The organism is Sinorhizobium sp. BJ1 (assembly GCF_002531555.1).
Classification (GTDB): Bacteria; Pseudomonadota; Alphaproteobacteria; order Rhizobiales; family Rhizobiaceae; genus Sinorhizobium; species Sinorhizobium fredii_B.
Map to the genome: position 1 here is coordinate 23,053 of NZ_NWTH01000032.1, position 19,736 is coordinate 42,788.

A 19,736-nucleotide genomic window follows, 5' to 3' on the forward strand; every position below is an offset into this window, starting at 1 on the left:
CGGGATCGAGCATGTTGGAAGTAGAAGAGGTCGGTGCCCTCAAAGTCTTCGCAGGTGAAGTATCTTTCCTGCTCCACTGGCTGCACCACAACGCCCTTCCGCTGTGGCTGAAGTCAGGCTTTGATCGTGAAATGGGCGGTTTTTTTGAACGGGTCCGTCTCGATGGGGAACCCAGCCGCCAAGACAGCCGGCGTGCACGTGTCCAGCCGCGTCAAGTGTACTGCTACGCCGCGGCCGGCCTTCGCAACTGGCCCGGCGCTTGGCAGGAGGTTGCGCTCGAAGGCTTCGCTTGGTTCGAGAAGGTCTACCTTCGGGGTGATGGTTTCTATGGAAGCCTCGCTTCTGCCTCAGGCGAGCTGATCGACGACGGCTTCGATCTCTACAATCAGGCGTTCGCGCTCTTTGCTTTCGTCCAGCTGGCGCTGGGATTCCCAGAACGGAAGGACGAGATGGAAGCAAAGGCGCTGGCCCTGCTCAGCGCCTTAAGGGCCGGATATGCGCATCCAATGGGCGGTTTTGAAGAGGCTTGCCCACGAAAGCTGCCCTTGTGCTCCAATCCGCACATGCATCTGTTCGAGGCGTCTCTCGCGTGGGAAGTCGCGGCGAGCGATCCGGCGCCCTGGCGCGCGCTCTCTGACGAGATCGGCAACCTTGCGATCTCGCGGTTCATCAATCCGGAAAGCGGCGCGCTTCGGGAGTTTTTCGACCACGATTGGAAGCCTTTCGCGGGAGATAAGGGGCGTGTTGTCGAGCCCGGGCATCAGTTTGAATGGGCATGGCTGCTGTCTCGATGGGGCCTCTCCCGAGGCAATCCGGCTGCAATAGCGAAAGCAAGACGCCTCTTCGAGATCGGAACCAAACATGGGATTTGTGAGACGCGGCAGGTCGCTATCATGGGTCTTTTCGACGATTTCGCAATCTTCGATCCGGTCGCACGGCTCTGGCCTCAGACCGAATGGTTCAAAGCGGCCGCAACCTTGGCATTGATGAATTCAGGTCACGAACGGACCGCCTATCTGCTCGAGGCGGTGCGTGCTTGCAATGCTCTCAGGAAGTTCCTGGCGACTGAGATGACAGGCCTTTGGTACGACAAGCTCCTGCCGAATGGCAGGTTCGTGGCCGAGCCGGCTCCGGCGAGCAGCTTCTATCACATTCTGTGCTCGATATACGAAGCCGCGGATATGTTGGAACGTATGCGGTGAAGTCTAGGCGAGTGCTCTTTTATTTCTCTTGAAGACCGTTTGGTCCGTTGCGACCGAACGGAAGGGGTTTGGCGTGGTTTTCTCTTCTGTAATATTCATATTCGTTTATTTGCCTTCCTTTCTGGCTCTCTATTACATTTGCCCACAGAGGTTCCGATCTTTATTTATCCTTGTGGGATCGTATTGCTTCTATGCCTGGTGGAGAATTGATTTTGCAGCTCTTATGCTTGCCACCACGGCGTTCAATTATTGCGCCGCGCTCCTCATCTATCGCACCGAGAATGAGCATTGGCGCCAGAGAATCCTAATCTCTGCTATTGTTGGTGATCTGGCTCTGCTGTTTTACTTCAAGTATTTCAACTTCTTTGCGGACAGCATTGCTTATTCATTCAATGGCGGCGAGCCTTACAGTTGGTCCCTGCAGCATGTCATTCTGCCAATCGGCATCTCATTCTACATTTTCCATAACCTGAGCTACATCATCGATGTGCATCGGCGGGATCTTGTCCCATCTCGCTCCTTTATCGACTATGCCGCGTTCATCGCGTTCTTTCCGCACCAGATTGCCGGCCCTGTCCTGCGCTTTTCGGACCTGGCGGAGCAGTTCTACGGTCGCGATCACAATATGGCCAAGTTCAACTACGGTGCCATGCGCTTTCTGACCGGTTTGGCCAAGAAGGTATTGATCGCCGACTCAATCGCGCCGATTGCCGACGCTGCATTCGCCATTCCTGATCCGACAATGGCAGAAAGTTGGCTCGGCGCTGTTGCCTACACCCTTCAGCTTTACTTCGACTTCTCCGGATACTCGTCAATGGCAATCGGCCTCGGCATGATGGTGGGCTTTCACTTCGTCGAGAATTTCAACGCTCCCTACAGGTCGGTAAACATCACGGATTTCTGGCGCCGCTGGCACATCTCGCTTTCAAGCTGGCTGCGTGACTACCTCTACATTTCACTTGGCGGCAATCGAAACGGGCCGCAGCGCACCTATTTCAATCTCGCTGCAACCATGGTCCTGGGCGGCCTTTGGCATGGCGCCAACACAACATTCCTCGTTTGGGGAGCCTGGCACGGGTTTTGGCTTGCCGCTGAGCGTTATTTCAAGGTCTCCGCGAACGCACCGTTCCGCGTTCTTTCCTGGGCCTTCACCATGCTCCTCGTCTGCATTGGCTGGGTATTTTTCCGGGCAGCCAACATGACGGAGGCGATGAACATGCTCGCCGGTATGGCGGGACTCAACGGCTTCGCCCTTCGAAGCGATTATGCGTGGCAGTTTCCGAGTTTCGCTTTCGCGCTCATGACGGTCGCTGTGGTCGTTGCCGTGCGTGAACCGCAGCTCCGTCGGGCTTTTGCCTTGAAAACAACGGGGGAACTGGTGGAAAGCGCCAAAACCGACGATCCGCCGGTCAGTCTGCTCATGGGGATTGCATCGACCGTTCTTGGGCTGATCGCGATCCTAAAGCTCGTGGCCGACAGCGACACACCCTTCCTGTACTTCCAGTTCTAGGGCTTTTTGAAAATGAGCACTGATCAAGTCTTCTTTTCGTCCGATGACAACAGCTCCGAAGTGAGAGCCAAGCTGCGTCATCTGCCGGCCTGCTCAATGCTGCTCCTGTTCCTCTACGGGGTCTTTGCATTCGTCCATTTCTGGAACAGCGCGGACCTTGCCGAGCATCGCCGCGAAAGACCCTCGGTGTCCGATATCGTGCAAGGCCGTGAGGCCTTGGCAGTGGAGGCAGTCTACAAGGACGTGTTTCCCATCCGCGACTTCTCGACCGGCCTGTTGAATGCGATCAGTTTCGGCATTTTCGACGAAGCCCGCGGCGGCCTGATCAAAGGGAGCGATGGCTGGCTGTTCACTGACGAGGAGTTTAGCTGGGATCTCAAGTCCGCAGGTGCCATTGAAAGGCATTTGAAACTGGCAGCGGACGCGACAGCCAAGCTTCGGCAGTCCGGTATCGAGCCAATTCTCCTCCTTCTTCCGGAAAAAGCTGATGTTTATCGCGACAAGCTCGGCCATGTAGAACCGCCTGCCTCGCGACAGCATTATTATGCCGACATCCGCCGGCGCCTGCTCGAAATAGGGGGTGTAGAGATCCCCGACCTGCAGCAGGCGTTTGTGAGGGCCCGCAAGGGGGGCGCGGTTTTCATGCAATCGGACACCCATTGGACGGTCGAGGGGGCTGGTATCGCAGCGCACCTTGTCGCGGACGTTCTGATCAAGGATGCGCGGCTCAGGCACCAGGACTTTGCGATCAAGCGGGAGTCCCCAATTTCGCATATGGGCGACCTCTATAAGTTTGCGAAGTTTTCCGCCTTTGCGCCGCTGTTTCCGCAGCCCGGCGACCCTCTGGTGCAACTTACCGCTGTCCCCGCGGAGGTTAGCCTCGATGTCTTGTTCGAGGAGGAGACGGCCCCCGAAGTGGCAATCGTCGGCTCGAGTTACAGCGCCAATCCGAAGTGGAGCTTCGAAGCACAGTTGCGAGCGTATGCACGAGCGGATGTGGTCAATTTTGCAGAAGAGGGAAAAGGTCCATTTGCTCCGATGGAATCCTTTCTTCAAAGCAAGCTCAGTGAGCAGAAACAGTTGAAATATGTGGTCTGGGAAATGCCTTTGCGCTATTTCGACGAGACCAAGTACTAGCCAGCCGTAGTTCAATGAGGCCCCTCTGTTGGAGCATTGGGGGCCTCGGCGATTTTTCACCCTGTAGACCGCTGCCAAAGCCACATAAGACGAGCGCTTAAAGCACCCTGTCTCGCCGGCACTTCGTTCTCGGCGCGATATGCTTCAATTTGGAACTATCTACGAAACGGAAGATTTCTAGTCGTCAAATAACGTGAGCGCCGGGGCCGAGAATTCTTCTCGGGATTTCTCAAGGGTCTTTGAGAGGGCGCTACCGTGACGACAAATTCAGACAACTTCGACCTGACGACGTGGAAGCTTTGCCTGCCGATCGACGAGGACGGAGGAACAACGGGCACCGCTTTCGAGATCCTCGATCTCTCGGGCTTCGAGCATTCCCGGTACTTCTACAGTGCCGATGATGGCGCGATGGTTTTCCGCGCCACTGTGGACGGTGCAATCACCAAGGACACGACATGCGCTCGATCGGAGCTGCGTGAAATGGATGGTACCTCGCTGGCCGCCTGGACGCTGGCTGAGGGAGGGACCATGACGGCGACCCTGAAGATCGACGAGGCACCGCAAACCTCGGACGGCGAGTACGGTCGAATTGTCCTCGGTCAGGTTCATGGTTCCGAGGATGAGCTGGTCCGACTGTATTGGGAGAACGGCGAGGTCTATTTCAAGAACGATCAAGCCGGTGAGAATAATGAACCGGTGAAATTCGTCTTGCAGAATGCCGAGGGGGAGAGCCCGGACATTTCTGTAGGGGAAGTTTTCTCGTACAAGATCGACGTTCAAGGAGATGCTTTGACCGTCGTCGTCTATGCCGACGGCGACACCTATACCTCGGTGACCACGATCAGTGCCGCTTGGGCGGATGACGAGTTCTATTTCAAGGCGGGTATCTATCTCGGAACCAACCAGACGAACAGCACCGGCTCCGGGCAGGTGTCGTTCTATGGCCTCGACTTTTCTCACGTGGTCGGGGAGGGGCTGGACGGGCTGTCTGTGTCGGGGGCAAGCAGCGATTCAAGCGATTACGCGGCCGACACGACCGGGACGATCGGCAATGACGTGCTGGCCGGAGGAACGCGCGACGACGTCATCTACAGTTATGGCGGCGACGACGTGGTTCGCGGAGGCGACGGCGCGGACAAGATCTTCGGGGGGGCGGGCGCAGACAAGCTTGTCGGTCAGGGCGGCGCCGATGTGCTCTACGCCGGCCTTGGCGACGACACTGTCTATGGCGGTGATGGCGACGACACGATCGTCGGAGGCGCAGGCAACGACACGCTTAAGGGCGAGGTCGGCGCAGATGTGCTTTCAGGCGGTGACGGCGACGACACCTTCTACGGCGGCGACGGCGACGATTATTCGAAGGGGGAGGCCGGCGCCGACCGGCTTGACGGCGGCAACGGCGCTGACACGCTCTATGGGCAGGACGGCAATGATACGCTGTTGGGCCAGGCAGGTAATGACCGGCTGGATGGCGGAACCGGAGACGACACGCTGTACGGCTATGGCGATGATGACCGGCTCTATGGAGGTGACGGCGCGGATAAGCTGATCGGTGGCGAAGGCGCCGATACGCTCTACGGGGGAGCCGGCAACGACAAGCTTTACGCCGACGAGGGGGCCGACAATCTCTATGGCGGCTCCGGCGCAGACAGCTTCATCTTCAAGTCGCTTGCTGCATCGACGTTGACTTCCAGCGGCCGCGACGACGTCTACCAGTTTTCACAAGCCGAAGGCGATACGATCAATCTCGCGTCCATCGACGCAAATGCGCTCGTCAGCGAAGGGCAGGCCTTCAAGTTTATCGGAACAGACGCCTTTTCCAGCAAGGCCGGGGAGCTGCGTTACGTCAACACGTCATCGGAAACGTATATCTATGGAGACGTAAACGGCGACGGAGCCGCGGATTTCTCAATCCACGTCGACGGAGTTTTCACGCTGCAAGGGAGCGATTTCGTCCTTTGAGCATGCCGCCTGGAGATCAATGGCTGCAAATTGCCGATTGCCGCCCGCTCCCACCGCGAAGCGCTTTTGCCGCGTGACGCGGCCCCCCGTACAAAGGGATTATTCGATAGTCCTATTGAACACTTTCGCGGATAACGGCGCTTTGTTACGGTTCATCGCACCGCAGCGTCGCATAAGGAGTGGACGCGCAACAACTGAGATATTTAGGCTTCTAAATATCGAATCTCATGGCTTTAGTGCGTATCGCTTTTACAAGCGGAGGTTCACGGATGAGCGACTACCAGCGCGCAGTCCTGAGGGCTGCCTTGGAGGACATTGACAATCTCGCCGCGCCGCGAAACCTCGATGAGGTTTGCAGAGTTCTTTCGCTGGACCTGGTGGATTTCGCCAAACTAGGCCAGTTCGGAATGAAAGCCGTAGTCCAGCAGGCCCTGGAAGGTATTGCGATGGGACGCTTGCCGTCTCGATCCGCTTCTCGACGTTTCCGCCACACATCGAAACTTCCCGTTGCTGCTCAAAAGTAGCGCGTCGCGCCTGCCGAACCGGGAGGGAGGAAGGTGTCGACCGCGGGCCACGGCTTGCTATTGAGGCTGAAACGCCTTTCCAGTTGGAAACAGCCATAAATATTGCATGCGAACCTCGGTTCGCCTGATGATGCGAGTTGGCCTTTGCAAGCGGGCAGACGGTTAGGATCCGTTCAAGACGAGGATGCACTCCCAAATCAGAGTCCCTTCGGCGGCCAAATTTGGCCGGAGCTAGATACGGATGACCGAGTTCGCCCGTTCCGGCAAGCAACAATAATTGCGAGGTCTGCAGTTCGAGTCTCTTCAAGGCGGCGGATTAGAATGCTTGTCCCTCAACGCGCCATGGGGGCGCTGATCTCCTAATGGCGTGAATCTTTTCTGGGACTGTCGTGGCAGGCGGGAGCCATCAGGCTGTGGAGGACAGCCCAGTCAAATAATAGAGCTCCATCTCACCTTTACCCTTCACTTCCACAAGGCCGCGCCTCTCGAAGGTGTAACGCTCGCCGAGAGCGTTTCTCGCATCCTCGGTCACCTGGATTCGGCCGGCGCTGCCATGTGATTCCATCCGCGACGCCGTGTTAACGGTGTCACCCCAGACGTCGTAGAACAGCTTCCGGGTTCCTATCACCCCCGCCACCGCGGGACCGGTGTGGATGCCGATGCGCACTGAGAGGTCTTCCTTCAGCTCGGCGCTGAGCCGTTTGGTTGCTTTGATCATGTCCAGCGCCATGTCTGCAACGGCCGCGGCATGGCCGTCTCGCCGCTCAGGCATTCCGCCCGCAACCATATAGGCATCGCCGACCGTCTTGATCTTCTCTAGCCCATGTTTTTCCGCCAGCAGGTCGAATGCCGAAAACACGCGGTTGAGAAACCGTACGATTTCGCTTGGAGCAAAGTGGCTGGCGCGGGGAGTGAAATCGACGATATCGGCGAAGAGGATCGTCACTTCGTCGAAGTGATCGGCAATGATCGCCTCGGGATTGTTCTTGAGGCGAACGGCGATGGCCTCCGGCATCAGATTGCGGAGCAGCGCTTCCGATCGTGCGTATTCCCGCTCCAACGCCGCTTCGGCTTGTTCGCCAACTCTCAAGGCATAATAGATCGAGCCGAATACGAGCAGCGAGGCCCAGACCATGCAAATTACTTTGTGGAGCGCGGATGTCGCCGCAGGAATAGGGACGATCAAGGCAGCTTCCGGCAACCAGAATTCAGCAACGATAAAACTACCGATCATCACGCTGAACAGTGTCAGACCGACAAGGATGCGCTCAGAGCCGAGAAAAAGCAGCACAGCGGGGGCGCCCAAAAGTAAATAATGTACACCAAACTCCGACCCGCTCAGGTAACATGCAAAAATGAAAATTATCGAGTTGGCAACACAAATGTAGGTTATTGCAGTGACCTCATTTATTCTGTGCAGAAATGGCGTCACCAACCAGAGCAAAGGGCATAGTCCTGCCAGGATTGCCAGTGGGTAGAACATCTCCCACTTGGTGACCGCATAACTGATGGAAAATATTGCAAACCCGCAGAAGAGAAAACCGTTCAGCATGTTAGTGAGTCGAAGCCGTCGGGCGACTGTTTCGGGGTAGCCGATCGTCCCGAATTGGATGATCTCGGTCGTTAGTCTCCTGACAAACAGACCATTCCCTGAGTCAGCAGTCGACGATTTGACCGACGAACCGCTCCTTGCGTGGGCGGACATCTTTTGCTCCCCTTGACGTTTGATATCGAACCGCCGATCACCGGAAGCCGGCCATTCCAGAACACCGGTACGGGGAACGTCATCGAATCGATGCGTGTAGAAGTCGCGACTCCAGTAGTTCTCGTGTGCTTGCGAGTAGTGCTTTCGTTCCGAAAGAGGATCCGGCGTCCGCGGCCGTTAGTCAGTGCCGCCAATACACCGGCGCTGCAAACTGTCTAACGCTCAAATAATATCCAGTTTGACGAGAGCATCCAACCGGCATGTAGCGGGCGTGAAACCTAGCCAAATATGGGCTCTATGCCTTAAGCCTTGCCGTGACAGCAACGGCATCCGTTTTTGGGAAGTTTGTTCCATTTTCGCTAAGAAAATCGCATAATGTATCGTCCGGAACTCCCCAGTCGGCGGGGGTCGCATGCGCACCCCTCACGTGTTGTTGATTGTGATCTCGCAGCGACTGGTTGCACTGCACCCTTTTTGCTGTTCTTTTTCGCACCTGCGAACAGATCGCTTCTGCAACCCGCCGGACGAGAGACACCTCCCAGTCCGACGTCCGGCCAGAAAGAGGATCCGAACATGGGTGATCTCCTGAAAGGTATCTCCAGTTTCCGCGGCGCGGTGTTTCCCAACCAATCGGCGCTTTACCGCAAGCTGGCGAGGGAAGGCCAGCAGCCACACGCTTTGATGATATCCTGTGCCGACAGCCGGGTGATGCCCGAGACTATCACGCAAGCCGGTCCCGGGGATCTCTTCGTCTGCCGCAATGCCGGCAACATCGTTCCGCCTTTCTCGACCCTTAACGGTGGAGTCTCCTCGGCAATCGAATATGCCATTCTGGCGCTTGGTGTGAGTGACATCGTTGTGTGCGGCCATTCGGACTGCGGAGCGATGAAGGGCCTGTGCCATCCGGAGTTGCTCCAGCCGATGCCCAATGTCGCCGCCTGGCTCCGCCACAGTCATGCCGCCTATTCGATCGTTTGCCGGGCCTATCCTGACGACCTTTCCGAAACTGACCGGGTGCGCGCCGTGGCGATGGAAAACGTCGTCGTTCAGCTCGATCACCTGAAGACGCATCCTTCCGTGGCCGCGAAACTCGCCACCAGCGAGATCACCCTTCATGGCTGGTTCTTCGACATCGAGACCGGCGAAGTCCAGGTCTATGACGGGGCGACAGCGACCTTCACGGTGCCGCAGGACGGGGAGCCGCTGCCGGTCGCGTTCACCGGCCGCGATCGCCCGCATGTCATGCCGCAAATCGCAGCAACACTTGCCGCGGAGTAGCGCCATGACAGCCAATAGCTCGTCCTTTTCGCGCGACCTCGCCTCGTCGCTGGTCGTTTTTCTCGTTGCCATTCCGCTGTGCCTCGGAATCGCAATCGCCTCCGGCGTGCCGGCGGCAATGGGCCTGATCTCCGGGATCATCGGCGGCATCGTCGTCGGCTTCCTGTCAGGCTCGCCGCTGCAGGTCTCCGGACCTGCCGCCGGACTTGCCGTCATCGTCTTCGGTTTCGTCGAGGACTACGGCGTCGCCATGCTCGCTCCCGTCCTGCTCGTCGTCGGATTCCTGCAGATCGCCGCGGGATTCCTGCGGGTCGGCTCCTGGTTCCGGGCGATCTCGCCGGCCGTGGTTCACGGCATGCTCGCCGGTATCGGTATTCTGATCATCTTGGGGCAGATTCATGTGCTGATGGATGCCAAGCCCGCTGCCGGCGGGATGGAGAACGTCGCGGCGATCGAGGACAGTCTCGCCCGTCTTTGGGGGACTGGCCTGACGAGCGAGGCAACCGCGTTGAAGGTCGGCCTCATATCTCTCCTTGCAATGGTGTGCTGGGAGAAGTGCCGGCCGAAATCCCTTGCGCTGGTTCCGGGAGCGCTGGTCGGGGTCGCGGCGGCGACGGTCCTCGCCGCCGCGCTGCAGCTGCCGATCGCGCGAGTGGAGGTGCCAGCCTCGCTCGTCGATAGCATCACGCTGCCAACGATGGAAAATTTTGCCCGAATGCTTGAGCCCGGCATCATGCTCATGGCTGTGATGATTGCCGTGATCGCCAGTGCCGAAACCCTTCTCTCGGCTGCGGCCGTCGACCGGATGCATGACGGGGTGCGTACCAAATTCAACAAGGAACTTTTCGCGCAGGGCGTCGGCAATGGGCTCTGCGGCTTGCTTGGCGGATTGCCGATTACCGGCGTCATTGTCCGTTCCTCGGCGAACATACAGGCCGGGGCGCGCACGCGGGCCTCCGCCATCCTGCACGGCTTGTGGATATTGGGTCTGGTGGCGCTGGCGCCGGCTTTGTTGACCTTGGTTCCCTTGTCGGCCCTCGCCGCGGTTTTGCTGGTAACCGGATGGCGATTGATCAGCCTGCGCCACGTCCGGCATCTTTTCGAGCACCATGGATTGGTCCCGGTCGGCATCTGGGCGGTGACCGTCGCAATGGTCGTCCTGCAGGACCTGCTGGTCGGTGTCGCGCTTGGCCTGGCGCTGTCGATCATCGAGATCGTGCCGTACCTTCGCCGAAAGCTTGCGATCAGGCATGCCGAGATAGACGAGGAAATCCATGTCCAACTTGGCGGCGCCGCCACCTGCAGGGACGTGCCTATACTGCTCAACACGCTCGAGCAGTTGCCCGAAGGCCGTAAGGTGAGGATCGTCGGTGAGGACCTTCATTACATGGATCACACCAGCGCAGAGACCATCAGCGAATGGTTACGGCGGGAGGCGAGGTCCGGCCGGGCCATTGAGGTCCATCCGCCGCGGGCAGTGCGGCATCCCCGGCTGAAACCATTGTTTCAGCGATTTTCCACTGAGGTCGCATAGGATATTGGGAGGGCGGTCGCCCTCCCTTTTTCTTTGGGACCGCATCTCAGCGAATGACAGGCCGCCACTGACGACGGCCTCTGGAGGGTGAGGCCGACGGCGGCCCTTTTCGCGATCGCTGTTCTCGGAGCCCAGAGCGTCTTATAGTTTTCGACACAGGGCGGTAATCCGTGCCTCCGAGCGCCGAGCCCGCAACCAATCCGGCGAATGCGGCTGCGACTAATTTTGGATGAAAACGGCGGCGACTAAGAGCACCAATAGCTGGGTGCGTCGACTCTCCGAGACCGTATTCCCGAGCATGGATGGTACCTGCGGGTGATGACACTTTGAATTCCTCGGCGTTTGCCGAAGACGCAGGAGGCATCATGCCCGGGCCAAGTCCGTAGTCAGCGAGCGATAGGCCTCCATCTGGCGCCGGCGCTCACCAAATTCATCCAGGAGCATCCCCAGATCGAAGTCTCGCTGGAGCTGGACGACCGCTTCGTCGATGCGGCCGCCGGCGGCTTGGACGCAGTCCTTCGGCACGGCGCGATCGGCGACAGCCGGCTTATTGCTCGGCGCCTGGCAACGAGCCGCCGATTGCTCGTCGCCTCCCCCGCCTATCTGGAACGGGAAGGGCATCCGGCGTCGATAGACGAGCTGCAGCATCATTGCGGCATCCTCTATTCGATGCGCGAGGGCGATTCCGGGCCAACAATGGCCTGGTGATGAGGGAGGCGGCGATGGCGGGCCTCGGAATCACGCTACTGCCGACCTTCTTCATCCATGAAGCCGTAAAATGCGGAGTGTTGGTGCCGATCGACGTCGGCGCGCGGGCGGAGGGCGCAGAGCTTTTCATAACTTACCCCCGCGATCATGGCGCTCGGCGAAAATCCGCGCACTGGCCGACAGCTTGCAGCGGAGCTTCGGCAACCCACCCTACTGGGACCGGCTGGCCAGTTAGATTGATCTTCGGCGGAGTAATGGCTCGACTGGGAGCCGACTGCCGACCGTCCGCTGCTAGGAGGTGCAACACGAAAACCGGACACATGGCCGCCCGATGCCAAGGTCTGAAATCGGCACCAAAGACGACCTTTAGCTCCGCTGCTCTCGACGGCGGTAGCGGGTGGACTGCGGAAGTTCGGCTGTCTCGGCCGATGAGACCGGAATGTGCCCAACAGCGGCCATCGCGCCAAATGGCACAGTTTATATCTCCAAGCGGCCACACTCAACATTCCACCCACAGGTCTCTGTGAAGAGGCTATCCGGTTAGCCCGGTCGCTGAGCCGGACGCGGGCACTCGTGCGGCACGTCTCCGCAAATGCGCCCGAAACAAGGTTCGGAGGTCTCGATAGTTCTCGAAACCGAGGAAGCCAGCGAGCCGGACCACGGTCGTCGGTGACACCGAACAGGCAAGTGCCACCGAATTGGAGCTACCAAAGGCTATTAGTTCCGGCGTGGCGAGGGCGCAGCGGACAACGCGTTCAAGCTGATCTGGGAATTCGAGTTGTCTCGAGGCAATCAACGACTTCAGCTCCGAAAGGCTGCTCGGCGGTACACCTTCGTTCCGGTTTCGCATAGTCTGCTGTTCTCCAGATGCGGCAGCGCCTCGTTCGACCGTCAGATTGCTTGCGGTGTGAAGTCGCTTGGCGCGACAGGCATCACCCCCTTGAGCAGCGCGACCGATTTCTCCAACCCTTCGAGGCTATTGAGCAGCACGTCCTCGTGCTCGATCGACAGCCAGCCGTCATAGCCTGCCAGTTTCAGCCGGTAGCAGAACTGTCGCCACCACTCCTCGCCATGGCCGAAGCCGAGGGTGATGTAGGACCAGCTTCGCGCCGGAATGTCCATCAGCGAGCCATTCTCGAGGAGCGAAGTTGTCGCCTGGACAGGCGCGTTGAGCATCGTGTCCTTGGCATGGACGTGATAGACGGCCTCGCCGAGTGCTTCGGCGGCGACGAGAGGATCCGCGCCCATCCAGAACAGATGCGATGGATCGAGATTGGCGCCGACAATCGGGCCGACGGCCGCCCGGAGCTTCAGAAGCGAGGGAACGTTGTAGACGCACTGGTTGCCGTGAAGCTCCAGCGCGATGCGCTCGACGCCGCAATCTTTCGCCAGAACGACGATTTCCGTCCAGAAGGGTAGGAGCTTTTCCTCCCACTGGTAACGCAAGATCTCTTGCGTTTCCGGCGGCCAGGAAGAGACGACCCAATTCGGCATCAGATCGTCTTCACGTCCTGCCGGCAGTCCGGACATGGTGCAGACGGTCTTGATCCCCATCTCGCCGGCGATGCGGATCGTGTCCTTGAGGCACTCGCCCTGTTCGGGCTGGGTTGGATGCAAGGGATTGCCGTTGGCGTTCAACGCAATGATCTCGAGCCCACTGTTTTCGAAGGCGCGAGTGAAGGCGCGGCGAGCATCGGCGCTTGCCTTCATGGTCTTCAGGTCGAAGTGGGGAGCTGTCGACCAGCCGCCCGTGTTGACCTCCACGCCCGAGACACCAAGGCGCGCGGCGTTGTCGAGAAGCCGATCGAAGGTCATTCCGCCGAGGCTGTCGGAAACGAAGCCGAGTTTCATCTCTTTAATCCTTTACTGCTTGTAGAGGGACGGCTTTTCCGCCCTTGCAAGGGTGATACGCTCGCCCTTCACGAGGGCATCGACGCCGGCTTCCGCAATGCGCGCTGCGCAGTAGCCGTCCCAAGCGTCCGCCGCGATGGGAGGGAATTCCCCGGTTCGCACGAAATTGAGAAAGGCCTTGTTCTGAAGCCGGTAGGCTTCCGAAAATCGCGGCCTCCAGTCCGGCGCATAACGCTCGTAGGACATGAGCCGGCCGTTCTGGCGCGTATGGATCGGCGCGTTGAGAAAGACTGATCCCTTTTCGCCGATGAGCTCACCGCGGACGTCATAACCGTAGGCGGCGTTGTTGTTGATCTCGATGTTGACCAACTGGCCCTTGTCGGTCTCCAGGACCATGAAGACCGGCGCCCCCGTTCTGGAAGCGTCTATCCCGGCTGGCTGGAAGACGGAGATCGCCTTGTAATCGGCGCCGAGGACGAACCGGGCGACATCGAATTCGTGGGGGGCAGAGTTGGTGATAGCCATCTGGCCGGTGAAGTTCGCAGGCGCTTCCACGTTCCGGTGGAAATTGTGCATCATGATCGCTGCCCCGAGCGAGCCGTCGTCCAAGGCCGCTTTCATGTCGCGATAGGACGGATCGAAGCGGCGCATGAAACCCAGTTGGACAAACTGCCGGCCGCGGGACACTTCCGCCTCGATGACGTCCTGGCACTCCTTCGAGCTTTGCGAGAGTGGCTTCTCGCAAAGGACGGGCTTTCCAGCTTCGATGGCCGCAAGCGCAAGCGGCGCATGGGTTTCGTCGGGGCTGGCAATCAGAATGGCATCAACGTCATCGCGTCTGATGGTGGCAAGCGGATCGTCCGAGACGTCACCTGCCCCGTATTCGTCGGCCGCTTTGCGCGCACGCTCCTGCGAGGCGTCGCAGACAACCTGCAGCGAGGCTCCCGGAAGATCTTCAGCGACAATGCGGGCGTGGTCGGCCCCCATGATACCCGCGCCTATGATCGCTATTCTGACAGACATTTTGAACCCTTTACTTGCGAAGCGCCCATTGCCGCAGCGATCGGTCGCCGTAGGCGGCGAGTACCACGATGAGACCAAGGACGAGGATGAACCACTGTGGGCGGACGCCCGTAACCACGAGATAGGATTGGATGGAGGACAGAACGAAGGCCCCCATCAGCGCACCTGGCAGCGAGATCCTGCCGCCGGCGAGCAGGCAGCCGCCAAGCACGCAGGAGGCAATCGCCTGCAGTTCCATCAGGCGCCCCATCGAGCCGTCTGCGAAGCCAAGCTTGCCGGCCTCGAGCGTGCCAGCGAAACCCGCCAACATGCCGCACAGGACAAAAGCGGACAGTTTGATGCGATCAACGCGAACGCCACGCGAGTGCGCGCTTTCGGCCGACCCGCCAACGGCGAGAAGGCGGTTGCCGAAAGGCGTTGCTTTCAACGCCACCAGGAGAATGACGGTCAAGCTCATGAGCCAGTAGAGCGCGGTGTTAAAGCCCAGGAAGTCACCGCCGCCGAGGACGAAGTAGGTCCAGCCCTTGCGCGCTGCATAGGGGATAGAGAATGAAAATCCCTCGGTCAGAGCGATGGCGATGCCTCGGAAGATCATCAGCGTCCCAAGCGTGATGATGAGGGATGGCGTGCCGGTTCGGGTGACCAGCAAGCCGTTGAACAGTCCGATCGCGGCGCCGACCAACACCGCAGCAACTGCGGCGATCGACGGGTCAACCTGAGCCGCAAGCCAGAGGTAGGCCAGCGCGCCCATGCCGAAAGTCGAACCGACCGAGATGTCGATCTCGCCCGTCCCGATCACCATAGCGACGCCGAGACTCATCAAACCCAGCGTTGCCGTCACCTGCAGGATGGTGCCGATATTGTAGAGGTTGGCCCATCGACCGTCCGATGTTGAGGCGAAGATGACGATCAAAACGGCGCCGATCAGGAAGATCCCGATCTCCGCGTGACGCCGAATGAGAGGCTTGGCGGAGGAGAGAGCCATCAGACCGCCTCCCGCTTTTCCACGACGCGCCCGCCCTGGCGGATAACCTCTTCGAGTTCTTCCGCCGTCATGGAATCCGTCGTTGCGTCCGCGACCTTTTCGCCATTCTCCATGATCACAATTCGGTCGGCGAGCTTGTGCACCTGGAAGATGTCGTGGGTGATGTAGATCACGAGCAGGCCCTGCTCCTTGAGCTGGACGGCGAGTTCGTTGACGTGCTCGCGTTCGCGTACCGACAGATGGTTGGTCGGCTCGTCCATGATGATGACTTTGTTCTTGAATTCGACCGCGCGACCGATCTTCACGGACTGGCGTTCTCCGCCTGACAGGCGTTCCACCTCGTCGTCCGCGGAGACATTTGCACGCAAGCCGAATTGCCGGATCACGCGTGTAGACTTCTCTCGCATCTTGCCCATATCGAGGAAGGGGAGGCCGAGAACACGCTTGACCGGCTCGCGTCCGAGATAGAAATTGCGCGCGATCGACAGGTTATCGCAGAGGCCGACGGACTGCTGGATCGTCTCGATCCCCTGGTCGATCGCGAGCTTCGGGTGAAATTTCTCCACCTTATTGCCATCGAAAAAGACCTCGCCCGAGGTCGGGGCGTAAATGCCGCAAAGGACGCGGATCAGTGTCGTCTTGCCGGCGCCGTTGTCGCCGACCAGGCCGATCAGCTCGCCGGCGTGAAAGTCTACCGAGACGTTCTTGAGGGCGTGGAAAGCTCCGAAGTGGAGATCAAGGTTCTTGACCTGAATGAGGGGATTGCTGTTCGCCATTTTGATGTCCTCCCGCGTCAAACGCTGTGTCCGAGGAAACGGGCCAGTTTCTGATTGAAGATGACCGCCACGATGAGCACGAAACCAACGAAGGTGATGTACCAGGACGAGGGCGCGCCAAGAGCGATTAGTTCGTAGCGGAAGCTAACGACGATCAGAGCTCCAAGTACGGCTCCAATGATCGAGCCGCGTCCGCCAGTCAGCAGGCAGCCGCCGATGACCGCGGCAGAAATGGCCTCGAGCTCCATATTTTCGCCGAGCGTGACATGGGTTTGCGGCTGGTTGCATAGGGTCAGGATGCCGGCGAATCCGGCGAGCAGCGAGCAAAGGACGAAGGCCCAGATCTTCACTCGGTCGGTACGGACGCCGCGCGATTCCGCGCTTTCACGGCTTCCCCCGGTGGCCAGAAGGCGATTTCCAAAGGGTGTGGCCCAGAGGACGATACCGAGAACGGCCGCGACCACGACAAGCCAGAATATGGCCGCTTCGACACCGAACAGTTCGCCACCGAACAGACGGGTCACCGGATGGATGCGAGCATCGGCTGAGAAATTGTGGACCGAGCCACCCGTCCAGACATAGATGACCCCGCGGACCGCAAAGAGTCCGCCCAGCGTCACGATCATCGACGGCAAGTGCCCTTTCACCACGGCAAACGCCTGAAGAAGGCCGACGAAGGCAGCCATGACCAGCGCTATGACGAGCGATCCGGGCACGCCGAAACTCGGCTCCAGTGTGATGAAGGCCACGCCAGCCAGCCCGTAAACGGAGCCGACGGACAGGTCGATTTCCTTCGTCATGATGACAAGGGCCTGGCCCATAGCGACGAAGGACAAGATGGCTGTGAACTGCGTGACATTGGTGATGGTCTGGGCGGTCCACCAGCCGGAAAAGTCGATCAGGGAAAACACGACAAGCATGACGACGACGCCGATGATCGCGCCGAAGCCCTGGCTTCGCACAAGCTGTTTCATGACACTCTGCTCGCTGGTTTCAATGTGCGATATCAGGCGCACAAATGAGTCGGGGCAGCCGGCGCTCCTCGTCGCAGCCGGCCGCCCCTCCGGGAGGAACCCTTACCAGGTGTTCTGCTCGTCGTAGGCCTTGTCGCCGAAAACGCCGCGAACCAGTTCGGCCCACTTGTCGGCGTTGTCCTTGTTGATGATCACGGGACCGGTCAGGATATTCGACTGCGGTGCGTAGCCGAACTCCTTGTTCCAGTAGAGCCATTCCATCGGCGCGTAGCCCTGCAGCCAGAAGCCCTGGCTGTTCGTCGCCAGCACATGTCCGGCGCGCACGCCCTCGATCGAAACCGGACCCTCGTCAACCGTCAGGACGGTCACGCCCTTGTCGTCGACATCCGGGTCGAGCTTCATCTCATTGGCGACACCCCATGCCCAGGGTGAAGACCAGCCAGCAACCGTGAAGATGTAGTTGGTGTCCGTGTTGGCCTGCAGGAAGGACTGCAAGGTATTGCGTGCCGTCGCCGGTTCGGCGCCGATGAAGAGTTCATCAACCTTGGCGCCGGCCTTCTCCATTGCGTCCTTCATTCCGGCGCAACGAGCCTTGAGACCCTGGTGGGCGGAGTCATGGCTTGCGCAGACGACACGGGTCGGCTTCGGAATTTCGCCGGCTTCGGCCTTTTCGAGCGCGTATTCGCCGAGCTTCTTGCCGGTCAGATATTCGTCGCCGCCAACATAGGTCAGGTAGGGAATGCGCTCGCCCTCAGGCCGGCCGTCCGGAATATTGAAGGCGACGACCGGAATGCCGGCTTCGATGGCCTTGCGCAGCGGCCCTTCAAAGGCGTCGGAACTGACGATCGGGACGGCGATGCCATCAGGTTGAGTCGAGATAGCCTGCTCGAGAAGGCGAACGTGTTCCTGGACCGAATAGTTGTTGGTGGAGATGTATTCGGTTTTGATGTTCGGATATTTCTTCTCGAACTCCTCCATCGACTTCGTCAGCCAACCCATGTTCGGATCGTTCGATCCGATATGAGAGACCATGACGAAGCGATATTGCTTTTCGCCGTCCTGCGCATTGGCTATGTCTCCGAGTGCGGTGGCGGCCATCAAGGCAGAAAGCAAAATCGAATTTCCGAATTTCATGGGGTTCCTCCTCCGTTAACGATGTGATTATCCGGATTGGAATCACATCAGACAAGGGAAGATGAAAGCCGCTTTCTGATGCTAAATACATCACTAAGTCGATGTGACACAACACAGCGGCAAGCCGTTCAAAAATTTAGCGTTGCAATGAGTGATAACTTCCGAGATGATGTTTTTACCATCAGTTTTAGGCGGAAACTGGAGAAAGCTGTGGTCGATCACCTGCAAAATCGGACATGGAAAGGCCCCAAGGTCCAGGAAATTGCCAAGCTCGCAGGAGTCGGTCCTGCGACGGTCGACAGGGTCCTCAACAACCGCAGCGGCGTCCGAGAACGAACGAGAGCCCGCGTCCTAGGGGCGCTCGAAAAGCTGAAGAATGAAAGCGCGGACCGCGACATCCCTTTGCATATTCGTCTATTTTGTGATTCTGGCGAAACCTTCAATGCAGCAATGGCGTCCGCTGTAACCGAGGTCAATCGAACCGTTGCCGGCATCGAGATCGAGGGAGATTACGTAACCACGAGCGAAGTCGAGCCCTCATCATTCGCGCGCCGGATCGAGCAGCAAGGCAGCGCAGCGGATGGAGTCGTGGTCATCGCTCGCGAGCATCCGGCGATCAACCGCGCGATACGAAAGCTGCGGACCATCGAAATTCCCGTTGTCTGCCTAACGACGGATCTGCCGAGTTCCCGTCGCAGCGCCTACATAGGCAATGACCAGTATGCCGCCGGCAGTGTGGCGGCCCTTCTGATCGGCAATGCTCTCCCAAAGGAACGTAGCAATATTCTGATCGTCATGAGCGTGGCGTTCCGCTGCCAGCAAGAGCGTGAGATGGGCTTCCGGAGGGTACTGCGCTCCGATTTTCCATATTTGAGGATCGAGGAACGTGTGATTTCGGACGACAGGCCGGAGAGCACTTGTGAGCAGTTAACCCGCTATTTCGAGGCACATGGTCACCCGGCCGCGATCTACAACGTCGCCGGCGCCAACCGCGGCGTGGCAGCGGCGCTGGAGCACGCTGGAAGGGCCCGTGACACGGTCTTCGTCGGCCACGAATTGACCAACCACTCGCGAAACCTGCTGGAATCCAGCGTCATGGACTATGTCATTTCGCACGACTTCAGCGGCGAGCTCACGGCAGCCGCCAAATGGATCCGTGACAACGTCGGGGGCGTAACCGTGGAGCCGTCCTATTCGCAAATCCTGGTGCACACCCGATACAATTGCGGTCTGTGACGAAAAAGACCCCCGGTAATGGCGGAAATCTGGACAGGGGTGGAATCGCCTCACCCGCGTATCGCCGGAGCGAACGTCTCCGAAGAGCTCCAATTGAGCCATTCATGGCATCTGCATTCGCCGACCGCTTTGGGTCCTGGCTGTGTAAAAACGCTGATGCCATGGCCAATTGTGGGATATGAGCGTAGCTCAAGCGT

Annotated in this window: 17 protein-coding genes; 8 read left to right on the top strand and 9 right to left on the bottom strand. The window is 59.0% G+C overall.

Features of this window, described 5'->3' with window-relative positions:
* Positions 1-11: 11 nt before the first annotated feature.
* The 5 genes from CO676_RS28125 to CO676_RS28145 all read left to right on the top strand — a co-directional run bounded on the left by CO676_RS28125 (position 12) and on the right by CO676_RS28145 (position 6,335).
* A complete protein-coding gene (locus tag CO676_RS28125; RefSeq protein WP_097523510.1) occupies positions 12-1,202 on the top strand; it encodes an AGE family epimerase/isomerase in 1,191 nt (396 codons plus the stop codon).
* A gap of 223 nt (positions 1,203-1,425) precedes the next feature.
* Positions 1,426-2,712 carry an MBOAT family O-acyltransferase gene (locus CO676_RS28130; protein ID WP_245424516.1) on the top strand — a complete coding sequence of 429 codons (1,287 nt, stop codon included), beginning with the start codon at positions 1,426-1,428 and terminating at the stop codon, positions 2,710-2,712.
* 12 nt (positions 2,713-2,724) lie between these two features.
* Positions 2,725-3,849 carry a hypothetical protein gene (locus CO676_RS28135; protein WP_097523511.1) on the top strand — a complete coding sequence of 375 codons (1,125 nt, stop codon included), beginning with the start codon at positions 2,725-2,727 and terminating at the stop codon, positions 3,847-3,849.
* Between the two features lie 255 nt (positions 3,850-4,104).
* Positions 4,105-5,811, top strand: coding sequence for a polysaccharide lyase family 7 protein (locus CO676_RS28140; protein WP_097523512.1), 1,707 nt, complete (start codon positions 4,105-4,107; stop codon positions 5,809-5,811).
* Positions 5,812-6,080: 269 nt separating this feature from the next.
* On the top strand, positions 6,081-6,335 hold the full coding sequence (locus CO676_RS28145; protein ID WP_097523513.1) for a hypothetical protein: 255 nt from the start codon (positions 6,081-6,083) through the stop codon (positions 6,333-6,335).
* 406 nt (positions 6,336-6,741) lie between these two features.
* Here CO676_RS28145 and CO676_RS28150 read toward each other — a convergent pair whose 3' ends face one another.
* Positions 6,742-8,040 (bottom strand): adenylate/guanylate cyclase domain-containing protein, encoded by a 1,299-nt coding sequence (locus CO676_RS28150; protein ID WP_097523514.1) that lies wholly within the window; start codon positions 8,038-8,040, stop codon positions 6,742-6,744.
* Positions 8,041-8,613: 573 nt separating this feature from the next.
* Between CO676_RS28150 and CO676_RS28155 the strand changes: the two genes are divergently transcribed.
* Together CO676_RS28155 and CO676_RS28160 are read left to right on the top strand one after the other, a co-directional pair.
* Positions 8,614-9,318, top strand: coding sequence for a carbonic anhydrase (locus CO676_RS28155; RefSeq protein ID WP_097523515.1), 705 nt, complete (start codon positions 8,614-8,616; stop codon positions 9,316-9,318).
* 4 nt (positions 9,319-9,322) lie between these two features.
* Positions 9,323-10,852: a SulP family inorganic anion transporter gene (locus tag CO676_RS28160; protein ID WP_097523516.1), complete on the top strand. Its 1,530-nt coding sequence runs from the start codon at positions 9,323-9,325 to the stop codon at positions 10,850-10,852.
* Between the two features lie 363 nt (positions 10,853-11,215).
* Here the strand turns inward: CO676_RS28160 and CO676_RS36385 are convergent, their stop codons facing one another.
* The 8 genes from CO676_RS36385 to CO676_RS28205 all read right to left on the bottom strand — a co-directional run bounded on the left by CO676_RS36385 (position 11,216) and on the right by CO676_RS28205 (position 18,303).
* Complete coding sequence (locus CO676_RS36385) at positions 11,216-11,503, bottom strand: hypothetical protein (protein ID WP_245424517.1); 288 nt, start codon at positions 11,501-11,503, stop codon at positions 11,216-11,218.
* A gap of 589 nt (positions 11,504-12,092) precedes the next feature.
* Positions 12,093-12,410, bottom strand: a complete 318-nt coding sequence (locus CO676_RS28175; RefSeq protein WP_179875681.1) for a MurR/RpiR family transcriptional regulator — start codon at positions 12,408-12,410, stop codon at positions 12,093-12,095.
* A gap of 41 nt (positions 12,411-12,451) precedes the next feature.
* Positions 12,452-13,411 (bottom strand): sugar phosphate isomerase/epimerase, encoded by a 960-nt coding sequence (locus CO676_RS28180; protein ID WP_097523517.1) that lies wholly within the window; start codon positions 13,409-13,411, stop codon positions 12,452-12,454.
* Between the two features lie 12 nt (positions 13,412-13,423).
* A complete protein-coding gene (locus CO676_RS28185) occupies positions 13,424-14,434 on the bottom strand; it encodes a Gfo/Idh/MocA family oxidoreductase (RefSeq protein ID WP_097523518.1) in 1,011 nt (336 codons plus the stop codon).
* A 10-nt stretch (positions 14,435-14,444) separates the two neighbouring features.
* A complete protein-coding gene (locus CO676_RS28190) occupies positions 14,445-15,419 on the bottom strand; it encodes an ABC transporter permease (RefSeq protein ID WP_097523519.1) in 975 nt (324 codons plus the stop codon).
* On the bottom strand, positions 15,419-16,195 hold the full coding sequence (locus CO676_RS28195) for an ATP-binding cassette domain-containing protein (RefSeq protein ID WP_097523520.1): 777 nt from the start codon (positions 16,193-16,195) through the stop codon (positions 15,419-15,421). Before CO676_RS28195 ends, CO676_RS28190 begins: the two co-directional genes overlap by 1 nt.
* A 17-nt stretch (positions 16,196-16,212) precedes the next feature.
* Positions 16,213-17,169, bottom strand: a complete 957-nt coding sequence (locus CO676_RS28200) for an ABC transporter permease (protein WP_097523521.1) — start codon at positions 17,167-17,169, stop codon at positions 16,213-16,215.
* 102 nt (positions 17,170-17,271) lie between these two features.
* The gene (locus tag CO676_RS28205; protein ID WP_097523522.1) at positions 17,272-18,303 is read right to left on the bottom strand and encodes a sugar ABC transporter substrate-binding protein; all 1,032 of its coding nucleotides are present in this window, start codon (positions 18,301-18,303) and stop codon (positions 17,272-17,274) included.
* Positions 18,304-18,513: 210 nt separating this feature from the next.
* Here CO676_RS28205 and CO676_RS28210 point away from each other — a divergent pair, with 210 nt between their 5' ends.
* Positions 18,514-19,539: a LacI family DNA-binding transcriptional regulator gene (locus CO676_RS28210; RefSeq protein WP_245424519.1), complete on the top strand. Its 1,026-nt coding sequence runs from the start codon at positions 18,514-18,516 to the stop codon at positions 19,537-19,539.
* The last annotated feature ends 197 nt before the right edge of the window (positions 19,540-19,736 follow it).